General features: G+C 56.4%; 10 protein-coding genes and 1 tRNA gene. 6 read left to right on the forward strand and 5 right to left on the reverse strand.

Annotated features, from left to right (window positions below; genetic code table 11):
• Window positions 1–16: 16 nt before the first annotated feature.
• Window positions 17–92 (reverse strand) — tRNA-Phe (locus tag DXX3274_RS05235).
• 665 nt (window positions 93–757) lie between these two features.
• Here DXX3274_RS05235 and DXX3274_RS05240 point away from each other — a divergent pair.
• Window positions 758–2,911 carry an ornithine decarboxylase gene (locus DXX3274_RS05240; protein WP_042858954.1) on the forward strand — a complete coding sequence of 718 codons (2,154 nt, stop codon included), beginning with the start codon at window positions 758–760 and terminating at the stop codon, window positions 2,909–2,911.
• 67 nt (window positions 2,912–2,978) lie between these two features.
• Here DXX3274_RS05240 and ansP read toward each other — a convergent pair whose 3' ends face one another.
• From ansP to mutY, 4 genes are all read right to left on the reverse strand, one after another.
• Window positions 2,979–4,436 (reverse strand): L-asparagine permease, encoded by a 1,458-nt coding sequence (gene ansP, locus DXX3274_RS05245; protein ID WP_042858955.1) that lies wholly within the window; start codon window positions 4,434–4,436, stop codon window positions 2,979–2,981.
• A gap of 479 nt (window positions 4,437–4,915) precedes the next feature.
• A complete protein-coding gene (gene mltC, locus DXX3274_RS05250; protein WP_042858956.1) occupies window positions 4,916–5,998 on the reverse strand; it encodes a membrane-bound lytic murein transglycosylase MltC in 1,083 nt (360 codons plus the stop codon).
• A gap of 54 nt (window positions 5,999–6,052) precedes the next feature.
• Window positions 6,053–6,325 (reverse strand): oxidative damage protection protein, encoded by a 273-nt coding sequence (locus tag DXX3274_RS05255; RefSeq protein WP_038661627.1) that lies wholly within the window; start codon window positions 6,323–6,325, stop codon window positions 6,053–6,055.
• Window positions 6,326–6,327: 2 nt separating this feature from the next.
• Window positions 6,328–7,413 (reverse strand): A/G-specific adenine glycosylase, encoded by a 1,086-nt coding sequence (gene mutY, locus DXX3274_RS05260; protein WP_042861900.1) that lies wholly within the window; start codon window positions 7,411–7,413, stop codon window positions 6,328–6,330.
• 158 nt (window positions 7,414–7,571) lie between these two features.
• Between mutY and trmB the strand changes: the two genes are divergently transcribed.
• The 5 genes from trmB to DXX3274_RS05285 all read left to right on the forward strand — a co-directional run bounded on the left by trmB (window position 7,572) and on the right by DXX3274_RS05285 (window position 11,158).
• Window positions 7,572–8,291 carry a tRNA (guanosine(46)-N7)-methyltransferase TrmB gene (gene trmB, locus DXX3274_RS05265; protein ID WP_042858957.1) on the forward strand — a complete coding sequence of 240 codons (720 nt, stop codon included), beginning with the start codon at window positions 7,572–7,574 and terminating at the stop codon, window positions 8,289–8,291.
• Window positions 8,291–8,635, forward strand: a complete 345-nt coding sequence (locus DXX3274_RS05270; RefSeq protein ID WP_038661622.1) for a YggL family protein — start codon at window positions 8,291–8,293, stop codon at window positions 8,633–8,635. The genes trmB and DXX3274_RS05270 overlap by 1 nt, the downstream gene beginning before the upstream one ends.
• A gap of 108 nt (window positions 8,636–8,743) precedes the next feature.
• Window positions 8,744–9,463 (forward strand): DUF2884 domain-containing protein, encoded by a 720-nt coding sequence (locus tag DXX3274_RS05275; RefSeq protein WP_038661619.1) that lies wholly within the window; start codon window positions 8,744–8,746, stop codon window positions 9,461–9,463.
• 156 nt (window positions 9,464–9,619) lie between these two features.
• A complete protein-coding gene (locus tag DXX3274_RS05280; RefSeq protein ID WP_042861902.1) occupies window positions 9,620–10,189 on the forward strand; it encodes a TetR/AcrR family transcriptional regulator in 570 nt (189 codons plus the stop codon).
• A gap of 51 nt (window positions 10,190–10,240) precedes the next feature.
• Window positions 10,241–11,158, forward strand: coding sequence for an oxidoreductase (locus DXX3274_RS05285; RefSeq protein WP_042858959.1), 918 nt, complete (start codon window positions 10,241–10,243; stop codon window positions 11,156–11,158).
• Window positions 11,159–11,308 lie beyond the last annotated feature (150 nt).

Here is an 11,308-nt window from a genome sequence, read left to right on the forward strand (position 1 = left end):
CATAAAAAAGGAAAGGTGGTGCCCGGACTCGGAATCGAACCAAGGACACGGGGATTTTCAATCCCCTGCTCTACCGACTGAGCTATCCGGGCAACGGGGCGCATTAAACCGTATATCGTGGGGAGCGTCAACGAGTTTCTGTCATAATCGCTGCGGTTGGTCTATTTTCAGTCAGTTACCCTCATTGGCAGCCGGTTTCCGGCGTGCCGGAACGTTCCTGCGATGACGCGGCAGGCCAGACGGCGCGCGGTGTTGCGCCGATAAATACTGTCACATTCGTTTTCTTGAATTCGGCGAAAAATAATGCCACTATTGCGCGGTTTTTAACTTACCTTTCACCTGCGGTTATTAGAGGGTTGCGGATATGTCGGATTCAATGCTCATGGTACAGACGCCGTGCGCCGGATCTCTGCTGCTGTCGCCGCACCCTGAACGCCCTGTGTTAACCCCGTCCCTGTTTTCCCGATTATCCCTCGCCACCATGCGGTGAGGCGTGCTGACGCTCCCTGTTAGGCATGATTAAAAATAGAGCCGGTCTCTGATTTTACTGATGTCTATCGGACGGTGCTGGTCCCAGATGATGCGATGTTTGCCTGCGCTACCGGCGCGGGTCATACGTTTGTCGCGGTTGGCTGGCACGCTGTTCGTCGTTTTGGGCAGTAGTTGATCGGGTGCGTTACGCTTAAAGCGTGGCGTTATCCCTGCGAGGTGTCTTTTAGACACGTGCACTCATTCTTAACCGTTTGGGTTTGGTTACATGAAACAGTTAAAAATTGCGGCTAATGCGGCGGTTGCCTCCCGTCTAATCACCCTGCGTCCGGTTGTGGCGCTCAGTCAAACCGATTTTACCGACATCGCGGCCGTCGTGGTCTCGGTTGAAGAGGCGCGCAGCGGCATCCTGTCGGTGATGCATCACTCCGGTTTCGGTATTCCGGCATTTGTAGTGCGGGAATCCTGGCATAGCAGTCAGGAAACGTTGCCGCCGGGCAGCGAGTGGCTGAGTCTGGATAAAGGCGGGGAACACTCGCTCCTGCTGGAAAAAGCGGCGGCGGAGTATCAGGCCCGGTTGTTGCCGCCGTTCTTTGACACGCTGTCCAAGTATGTCGGCATGCGCAACACCACTTTTGCCTGCCCGGGTCATCAGGGCGGGGCGTTTTTTCGCAAGCATCCGGCCGGCCGCCAGTTTTTCGATTTTTACGGCGAAAACCTGTTCCGGTCCGATATCTGCAACGCGGATGTGAAGCTGGGCGACCTGCTGATTCATGAAGGGGCGGCCAAAAAGGCGCAGAAATTCGCGGCCACCGTGTTCAACGCCGACAAAACCTACTTTGTGCTGAACGGTACCTCGGCAGCCAACAAAGTGGTGACCAACGCCTTGCTGACGCGCGGCGATCTGGTGCTGTTCGACCGCAATAACCACAAATCCAATCATCATGGCGCGCTGATTCAGGCCGGCGCGACGCCGGTTTATCTGGAAACCGCCCGCAACCCGTTCGGTTTTATCGGTGGGGTGGACGCGCACTGTTTTGACGAAAGTTACCTGCGTGAGCTGGTGCGCGAAGTCGCGCCAGAACGTGCTGATGAAGCCCGCCCGTTCCGTCTTGCGGTGATTCAGCTTGGCACCTACGACGGCACTATCTATAACGCCCGGCAGGTGGTGGACAGCATCGGTCATCTGTGCGACTACATCCTGTTCGACTCCGCCTGGGTGGGATACGAGCAATTTATCCCGATGATGGAGCAGTGCTCGCCGCTGTTGCTGGACCTTAACGAGAACGATCCGGGGATTTTCGTCACCCAATCGGTGCATAAGCAGCAGGCTGGTTTCTCGCAGACCTCGCAAATTCACAAGAAAGACAACCATATTCGTGGGCAGAAGCGCTTCTGCCCGCACAAACGTCTCAACAATGCCTTCATGTTGCACGCGTCCACCAGCCCGTTTTATCCGCTATTCGCCGCGCTGGATGTCAACGCCAAAATGCACGAGGGGCCGAGTGGCCGTCGGCTGTGGATGGAGTGCGTCAGGTTGGGGATCGAAGCGCGCAAGCAATTGCTGGAGCGGTGTTCCCTGATTAAGCCGTTCGTGCCGCCAATGGTGGGCGGTATGCGCTGGCAGGACCATGACACCGACGTGATGGCGCAGGACGTGCGCTTTTTCAACTTCGAGCCGAGCGACAACTGGCACGCCTTCGAAGGTTATGCGCAGCAACAGTATTTTGTCGACCCGTGCAAACTGCTGCTGACGACGCCGGGGATTGACGCGGTGACCGGCGCTTATACCGAATTTGGTATTCCGGCGACTATTCTCGCCAACTATCTGCGCGAACACGGCATCATTCCGGAAAAATGCGATCTTAACTCGATTCTGTTCCTGCTGACCCCGGCGGAAGACCGGGTGAAGATGGAGCGCCTGGTGGCGGCGCTGGTGCAGTTCGAGCAACTGATCGAGCAGGATGCGCCGTTAAGCGAAGTCTTGCCCAACCTGTATCAGAAATATGAGCAGCGCTATGCCGGTTATACCTTGCGCCGCCTGTGTCAGGAAATGCACGATTTTTACGTCAGCCACGATGTGAAGCGGCTGCAAAAAGAGATGTTCCGCAAAGCCTCGTTCCCGCAGGCGGTGGTGTTACCGCAGGATGCTCACACTGCGTATATCCGCGGCGAGGTGGATCTGGTGCCGTTGGCCGCAGCGGAAGGGCGCATCGCGGCGGAAGGGGCGTTGCCTTACCCGCCGGGTGTGCTGTGCGTAGTGCCGGGGGAAGTCTGGGGCGGGGCGGTGCTGCGTTATTTCCAGGCGCTGGAGGCAGGCATCAACCTGATGCCGGGTTTTGCGCCGGAGCTACAGGGTGTCTACAGCGTCGCGCAGGAAGACGGCAGCAAGCGCCTGTGCGCGAATGTGATTGCTCGCTAACTGACTTGCACGGTATCTACCAAAGAGAAAACCGGGGAAATCCCCGGTTTTTTATCGCTAGCGGTCATCAGACCGCGGCTTTCTCGTGTTCCGCTTTCAGCCGGTTAACTTCTTCTTTCTGTTTACGCAGCCCGTACCAGCCGACAATCAGCAGGATCGCCAGCACCGGGATGGTGGCGATAGTCCAGGTGCCGTTCGGATAATCCAGCGCCATCAGCACCAGCACACTGAACAGAAACGCCAGCGTCAGCCAGGAAGAGAACGGCGCCAGCGGCATACGGAAGGCGACCGGGCTGGCTTTGCCCTGATTAATGGCCTGACGCAGCTTCATCTGGCAGATGATGATGAATGCCCAGGAGGTGATGATGCCGAGCGACGCCACGTTCAGGACGATTTCAAACACCTGCGACGGCACGATGTAATTCAGAAATACCCCGATAATGTGGATGCAGACGGTGACCAGAATCCCGGCGTAAGGCACCGATTGCGCGTTCATATTACCGAGAAATTTCGGTGCGGAGCCGCCCTGAGACAGCGAACGCAGGATACGGCCGGTGGAATACAACCCGGAGTTGAGGCTGGAGAGCGCCGCCGATAGCACCACGATATTCATGATGGTGCCGATATAAGGCACGCCCAGTTTGCTGAAGAAGGTGACAAACGGGCTTTGCCCGGCCTGGTAGGCATTCCACGGCAGCAGGCACACCAGCAGAATGATCGACCCGACGTAGAACAGGCCGATACGCCAGATCACGCTGTTGACCGCTTTGGGCAGCGTTTTTTCCGGGTCTTTACACTCGCCGGCGGCGGTGCCGATCAGCTCCACCCCGGCGAAGGCGAAAATCACGCCCTGAATCAGCACCAGCGCCGGCAACAGGCCGTGCGGGAACAGGCCGCCGTTATCGGTAATCAGGTGCAGCCCCGGCACGTTGCCGTCCAGCGTTTTGCCGGTACCGAGGAAAATGGTGCCCACTACCAGGAACAGGGAAATCGCGGCGACCTTGATCAGCGCGAACCAGAACTCCATCTCGGCGAACCATTTCACGCCAATCATGTTCATGGTGGTGACGATCGCCAGCGCGCCGAGCGCGAACATCCATTGCGGTACGTCGGCAAAGGTGCCCCAGTAGTGCATGTAGAGCGCGACCGCGGTGATATCGACGATGCCGGTCATCGCCCAGTTGAGGAAGTACATCCAGCCGGCGACATACGAGGCTTTTTCACCCAGAAACTCGCGGGCGTAGGAAACAAAGCTGCCGCTGGACGGACGGTGTACGATCAGTTCGCCCAGCGCCCGCAGAATGAAGAAAGAGAAGATGCCGCACACCAGATAAACCAGCGCCAGCGCCGGGCCAGCCATCTGCAGCCGCGCGCCTGCGCCCAGAAATAAACCGGTGCCAATTGAACCGCCGATGGCAATCATCTGTACCTGACGGTTGCCCATACTTTTGTGGTAGCCCGCTTCATGTGAATCGAGCCAGCGCCGTTTGGCATGGTGTTCGCTCTCGTTGTTATGTTGAGTCATTGCCCGTTTGATTCCCTTGTCTGTCATTCAGGAGAATGAATTGGCTGTTGTATCACAGCGTTGTGTCACAGCCTGGCTTATTGAGTGGATGGTGTTTCTCGGGCCGAGCCGGAACCGGACTCCCTGCCGGGGCCGGGCCAAAAAACGTCAGCGATGCTACCGTTTCCTGACCTGAGAGGCAAAAATTCTCTGCGCTGATTCGGTGGGTTTGTTTTGTTTGTATGCTTTAGTTTTTATTTATATCAAACGATTAATCCGTTAATTGTTTATTTTTAAGTCTTTAAGGCTATTAAATGCTGTTGAGATAGTGTTTGCTTATGACTGTAACCAATCGTTTGCATTGGTTATTTGTTAATCATTGCTGATGTGATCACGGCGGTGAGAGAAGGGGGGGTAGCAGAAAAATGCTGACCGGGAGCCGGCGAGCGGTGTCCTGTGCCGGACAGGAACACCGCTTGTTCGGGGCTGAGGCTGTGCCGTCAGCGACTGTAGCCGCGATAGTTTTTCTGCGCGGTGTTGACCTTATACAGGTAATGCCGCGATTCAGCGGACGGATGGCGCGTCGTCAGGGTTTGGTAGACCTCGCCGGGCGACATATTGTTGATGATGCCGAACGCGGTGTCCTTATCGCTGGAGAACACTCGCAGCACGCTGCCCGCGCCGCCGTTATAGGCGGTGATGACGGCGTAGCGCTGCGACGTCGGGTCCTGAATGCCCGACAGGTAGACATTTTTCAGCATCGACAGATAAGCCGTGCCGGTGTCGATGTTGTTCTCCGGGTCGAACAGGTAGCTGCGGCTGGGTTGTCCCCATTTGCCCTTCATCTTGAATACGTCGCGGCCGGCGCTGTGCTGCACCACCTGCATCAACCCCAGCGCGTCGGAACGGCTGACCGCGTAGGGGTTGAAGCTGGACTCGGTCTGCATGATGGCCAGAATCAGCGAGGCGTCGATGCCGTAGCGCTCGGAGGCCTGACGCACCATCGGCAGATATTTGTGCGCTCGTTTATCCAGGTGGTTCGGCACCAGTTGAATGGTGACCGACCAGATCACGCGCATGCCGGAGGTACGGCGCTGCAGCCGGTTCTGAATCAGATAATCGGCAAAGTTGCCGGCGCGGCCTTCCCAGCGAATCGGCTGGCCGGTGTTATCCAGCACCTGACCGTACAGCAACGGTTCACGGCTGATCTGGATATCGTTGGCGTCGGAATAGAGGTCGGTGTTGCTGGCGTTATCGCCCATCAGCAGGGTGGTGATGATCGCCTGACGCAGGCTGGCCTGATAATTGGTAGAAGAAATGGTTTCGATGGTGATGGTACCGGCGTCGAAGTTGACGTGACTACGCGTCATGTATTGGTCGGAGTATTTGACGTAGTCTTTGGGGCCGGCGATCAGAACCTCGTTCAATCCCCAGATGTTTTCGATGTTATTGGCGAATTGCCCCATCAAAATGTCGAAGGCGTTGGTGTCTTTGATAAAAGCCTCGTTGTTCTCGCTTCCTTTTTTGCTGGAGCAGGAGATCAACAACGGGGCAACAAGCAGCAAAGCAAACAGTTTCTTCATCGTATCAAGCCGTACGGGATCAGGGACGCGTCAGGGCCTGGCGGCCCCTGTCATTTAATGTTGCGGTGGGGTGTAACCGTCGATATGCACGTCCTTGCCTTCGAACAGGAACTGCACCATCTCCTGCTCCAGCAGCTTACGATGCTCCACATTCATCATGTTGAGCTTTTTCTCGTTGATAAGCATGGTCTGCTTGGTCTGCCACTGGGACCAGGCTTCCTTTGAAATGTCGTTATAGATGCGTTTGCCCAGCTCGCCGGGGTAGAGCTGGAAGTCGAGCCCTTCGGCGTCGCGTTGTAAAAAGGTACAGAAAATGGTTCTGCTCATGCTTATTCCTCATCATGTGCGCAGGCTTCAGCGAAGATCGATTGTGGCTGAGCCAACTGGCGTAGCAGCCGTTCCACCGGGGCGGCGAGCCCTACGGACGGCGGCTGCGCTAAGTTATACCAGAGACCGGCACCTTCATCCATGCAGGAACCTTGGTCGGAAAGATCCAGCCACATCGGCACAATATCCAGATGGAAGTGGCTGAAGGTATGACGAAAAGCAATGCCCTGACGCAACGCCTGCCGCCGGATGCCGCGCTGGTCGAGCCATTGCGTCAGGTCATCCGGGCTGGCGAATTGCGGGAAGCAATACAGACCGCCCCACAGGCCGACCGCCGGGCGCTGTTCCAGCCATACCGTCTGCGCATTTTGCAGCAGCAGAAACCAGGCGGTTTTCTCCGGCAGCGTTTGTTTGGGTTTTTTGCCTGGATACTCGGCCCAGCTATGGTTGGCGTAAGCGACGCAGCCGTTGCTCAGCGGGCACAGTTCGCATTTCGGGCGGCTGCGGGTGCAGACCATCGCGCCCAGATCCATCATCGCCTGATTGAATTTTTCGACCCCGAGTGCGGGCGTGACGGTTTCACTCAACGTCCAGAGCCGCTTCTCGACCTCTTTTTTCCCCGGCCAGCCGGCTACGGCGTAGCAGCGCGCCAGCACCCGTTTGACGTTGCCGTCCAGAATCGGGTAGTGCTGACCGAGCGACAGCGAGAGAATGGCGCCGGCGGTGGAGCGGCCCACGCCGGGCAGATCGGCGATGTCGTCAAAACGGGTCGGAAACTCGCCGCCGTGGCGGTCGACGATGGTCTGCGCCGCCTTGTGCAGGTTGCGGGCGCGGGCGTAATAACCCAGCCCGGTCCATAAGTGCAGCACTTCATCCAGCGGCGCGGCCGCCAGTTCGGCCACCGTGGGAAAACGCGCCATGAACCGTTCAAAATAGGGAATGACGGTGGTCACCTGGGTCTGTTGCAGCATGACTTCCGACAGCCAGACTTTATAGGGGGTTTTTTCGAGTTGCCAGGGTAGGGTTTTACGGCCGTAGCGCTCGTACCACTCCAGTACCTGTTGCGCGAACTGTTGCGCTTGCATCATAGAGGCGTCGTTATCCGGCTGGTAAAAATTTGACAGCGATTGCAGCACAGAGTGAATGTACTGTAAACCGGAACTTTCCGCCTCCGGCTACTTGCTAAACAACCGTATCCTTGGATAATGCGCGTTTTCCCAACCCAATCAGACTTACAGAAAGCATTATGATCAATAACGTCATCTCTCCGGAATTTGATGAAAACGGACGCCCGCTGCGCAGAATCCGCAGTTTCGTGCGCCGCCAGGGCCGCCTGACCAAAGGGCAGCAACAGGCGCTGGATGATTTTTGGCCGGTGATGGGCGTGGAGTATCAGAATGAGGCGCTGGATTTCGCCCGGCTATTCGGACGCGACGCGCCAGTGGTGTTGGAGATTGGTTTTGGGATGGGGGCGTCTCTGGTTACGATGGCGCAGCAGCATCCGGAACAGAATTTTATCGGTATAGAAGTGCATGTGCCCGGCGTAGGGGCTTGTCTGGGCGCGGCGCAGGAAGCGGGCGTCGACAACCTGCGGGTGATGTGCCATGACGCGGTGGAAGTGCTGGAACGCATGATCCCTGATGGTTCGCTTGCTATGGTGCAGTTGTTTTTCCCCGATCCGTGGCACAAGGCGCGCCATAATAAACGCCGCATTGTGCAAGTGCCTTTTGCCGAGCTGGTGCGCAGCAAGCTGGCCGTCGGCGGCGTGTTCCATATGGCGACCGACTGGGAACCTTATGCGCAACATATGCTCGAAGTGATGAGTTCGCTCGCAGGTTATCGCAACCTGTCGGACCATAATGATTATGTGCCGCGCCCAGAGTCGCGGCCATTGACCAAATTTGAGGCCCGCGGCCAGCGGCTGGGGCATGGTGTCTGGGATCTGATGTTTGAGAGGAATCAATAATGGCTAAGAATCGGAGTCGTCGTTTACGTAAAAAGCTGCACATCGATGAATTTCAGGAATTCGGCTTCTCGGTAAGCTGGCGTTTCCCGCAGGGGACCAGCGTAGAAGCGATCGACAGCTCGCTGGACCTGTTCGTCGATGAAGTGATCGAGCCGAATGGGCTGGCGTTTGAAGGCAGCGGTTATCTGCAGTGGGAAGGGCTGGTGTGCCTGCAAAAACTGGGTAATTGCACCGATGAACATCGTGAACTGGTACGCAAATGGCTGGACGCGAACCAGATGACGGACGTGACGGTCAGCGATCTGTTTGACATCTGGTGGGATCTGCCCGCCAACCTCGGTTAAACCGCGCATTCTTCGTCATCACCGGCGGTTCCGCCGGTGATGACGGCTGTCGGTCTTGGCGGCCGGTCGTTCCGGCTGGCGTCGGGCGCTGTTTTTTCAGGAGTCTTTATGTTGCGTAAAATGACCTTGGGTGCATTGATGTTACTGGCCTGGCAAGCGCAGGCGGCCTATCAGTGCAATGTTCAACCTCAGGACGACATCATCATCAGCCCGCAGAGTGTGAAAGTGGTCGGCGCCAGCGGCAATTTGCAGATTTCGCCGCAGGGCGACATGCTGAGCAACGGCAGCGCGCTGAATCTCGATGCCGGACAGCGTCAACAGGCCAAAGCGTACCAGTCTGAACTGCGTCAGCAACTGCCGTGGATTGATGAAGGCGCAAAGCAACATCTGGAGAAAGCTCGCCAGGCGCTGGACAAGGTGATTGTGCAACAGTTGGGCAGCGACAGTAATGTGCGCAACCGTCTCGGCACGCTGGACGAACAGTTAAAGCAGCAGATGAACCGGATTATCGAACACCGTAGCGATGGCCTGACCTTTCATCATCAGGCGATTAAGCAGGTTGAGCAGGACGGACGGCAGATTGTCGAACGCAGTCTGGGCGGCGTCTTACAGGATAGCCTGAATGAAATGGGCGTCAAACAGATGGGCAGCGGTGGCGGCGGTAATCCGTTGCAGGCAATGATGGGTAATCTGGGCGGTCTGCAGAAAGCGATCCAGACCGAGTGGAACAATCAGGAAATGGATTTTCAGCGCTTTGGCCGTGATGTCTGCAATCGGGTGACCGCGCTGGAAAATCAGCGCCAGACGTTATTGCAGTCGATTAAATAACCCTTCTTTATAAAAGGGCAAATTTCGTTTTGTATTTGCCCTTGATTCTCCGGTCGTTCCGACAAAATGTATTCTGCCTGTCTTGATCGCGTCTCTGGGCTGACTTATATTAATGAGCAAGTAAGTGCTCAATTATAAGCGTGAGTGGTTGATGACATGGCTCGTCCCCTGAGTGAAGAAAAGCGTGAATCGATCCTGACCGCTGCCGCTGAACTGGTGGCGGCGCTGGGAACCGGTGCGTCCACGGCGAAAATCGCCAGCGCGGCCGGTGTTGCCGAGGGAACATTGTTCACGTATTTCGCCACCAAAGACGAGTTGCTGAACCAGCTGTTGCTGGAGATTGAAACCGACCTTGCGCGTAGCGTACTGGATTCCTGTACGGCGTGCGGTTCCTCGCGCGAGTGTATTCAGCGCATATGGGATTGCCTGGTGGACTGGGGGATGGCTCATCCGGAGCAACGCAAAGCAATGCGTCAGCTTAAGGTCTCGGACCGTATCAGCGACGAGTGCCAGCAGCGTTGTAATAACTTGTTTCGTGAGGCTCGGGAGAGGGTGGAGCAGTGTCTGACCGGACATGTCGATCCGGAACGCGCGGCTTTTTATATCGATACCATACTGCTTGGGCTGGCTAATATGACGATTGACGCCATTACCGCTAATCCTCAAGGCCAGGAGCACATACGGCAGGCTGGTTTTGACCTGTTCTGGAAGGGAATTGCCGCATGATTTTTTATATCTCAAAAATGAGCAAGTACTCAATCAATTAAAGGGGGAGCCATGTCAAACACTGGATTTACTGAAGCCGATGTTCCCGATCAAGCGGGCAAGTGCTTTGTTATCACCGGGGCGAATACCGGTATCGGTTTTGAAACGTCACGCGTACTGGCGGCGCGTGGCGCACGAGTCATCATGGCCTGCCGTTCAAGAGATAAAGCGGATGAGGCCATTCGTCAGATCAAATTGTTGACCCCTCAGGCCGAGCTGGTGTTTCTGCCTTACGATCAGGGTGATCTTGATAGCATCAGGACGTCTGCCAGACTATTGGCTGAAGAATCAAGGATCGATGCGCTGATTAATAATGCCGGTGTGATGACGCCACCGCTGATGCGCACAAAACAAGGTTTTGAGCTTCAGTTCGGCGTCAACCATCTCGGTTGCTTCGCGCTGACTGCGCTGCTTCTGCCCACGTTGATGAAAACCGATGGCGCGCGAATCGTTGTTACGTCCAGCGTCGCCCATCGGGGGGCGAATATCGACTGGGACGATCTTAATGCGCAGAAAAGTTATGATCGAATGAAGCGTTATGCGGCCAGCAAACTTGCCAATGCGCTGTTCTTCTTTGAACTGGCCCGCCGTCTGTCAGGTTCTGCCGTAATAGCCGTGGGCTGTCATCCGGGTTCTGCCGCGACCGATCTGGGGCGCCATATGGGAGCGCTTCAAATACTGTTGCCGCTGGTCCGTGTCTTCCTGAACAGTGCGGCGAAAGGGGCGTGGCCTGCGTTGCAGGCGGCCACCGGGAATGTAACGCCGGGGGGTTATTACGGGCCGATTGGTTTCGCGGGGATCCGAGGTAAGTCTGGCGAATCAAGCCGTACCGGGCAGGCGCAAGACCCGGAACTTGCCCGTCGGCTGTGGGACGTATCCATCGCTATGACCGGGATTGACCCTGGTTTGCCGCCGTTTACAGAGAAATGATGTCGTTATCGTCTGAGTGCGCGGCGATTGTTGGTTGTGATAGATAACGAGAAACTGCCTGTTTTATTTGATTTATCATTCGCCCCAGTTGCCTGACTGCAATAAGCTACTGGGGATTCACTTCATTACCACTTTCCCGCAGTTCGAATT

The organism is Dickeya sp. NCPPB 3274 (assembly GCF_000406205.1).
Classification (GTDB): Bacteria; Pseudomonadota; Gammaproteobacteria; order Enterobacterales; family Enterobacteriaceae; genus Dickeya; species Dickeya fangzhongdai.

Excerpts from the sequence above, each read along its gene's own strand:
- DXX3274_RS05240 (WP_042858954.1), top strand. The coding sequence starts at position 758 with ATGAAACAGTTAAAAATTGCGGCTAATGCGGCGGTTGCCTCCCGTCTA.
- DXX3274_RS05280 (WP_042861902.1), top strand. The coding sequence starts at position 9,620 with ATGGCTCGTCCCCTGAGTGAAGAAAAGCGTGAATCGATCCTGACCGCT.
- mutY (WP_042861900.1), bottom strand. The coding sequence starts at position 7,413 with ATGATGCAAGCGCAACAGTTCGCGCAACAGGTACTGGAGTGGTACGAG.
- mltC (WP_042858956.1), bottom strand. The coding sequence starts at position 5,998 with ATGAAGAAACTGTTTGCTTTGCTGCTTGTTGCCCCGTTGTTGATCTCC.
- ansP (WP_042858955.1), bottom strand. The coding sequence starts at position 4,436 with ATGACTCAACATAACAACGAGAGCGAACACCATGCCAAACGGCGCTGG.
- DXX3274_RS05275 (WP_038661619.1), top strand. The coding sequence starts at position 8,744 with ATGTTGCGTAAAATGACCTTGGGTGCATTGATGTTACTGGCCTGGCAA.
- DXX3274_RS05255 (WP_038661627.1), bottom strand. The coding sequence starts at position 6,325 with ATGAGCAGAACCATTTTCTGTACCTTTTTACAACGCGACGCCGAAGGG.
- DXX3274_RS05270 (WP_038661622.1), top strand. The coding sequence starts at position 8,291 with ATGGCTAAGAATCGGAGTCGTCGTTTACGTAAAAAGCTGCACATCGAT.
- DXX3274_RS05285 (WP_042858959.1), top strand. The coding sequence starts at position 10,241 with ATGTCAAACACTGGATTTACTGAAGCCGATGTTCCCGATCAAGCGGGC.
- trmB (WP_042858957.1), top strand. The coding sequence starts at position 7,572 with ATGATCAATAACGTCATCTCTCCGGAATTTGATGAAAACGGACGCCCG.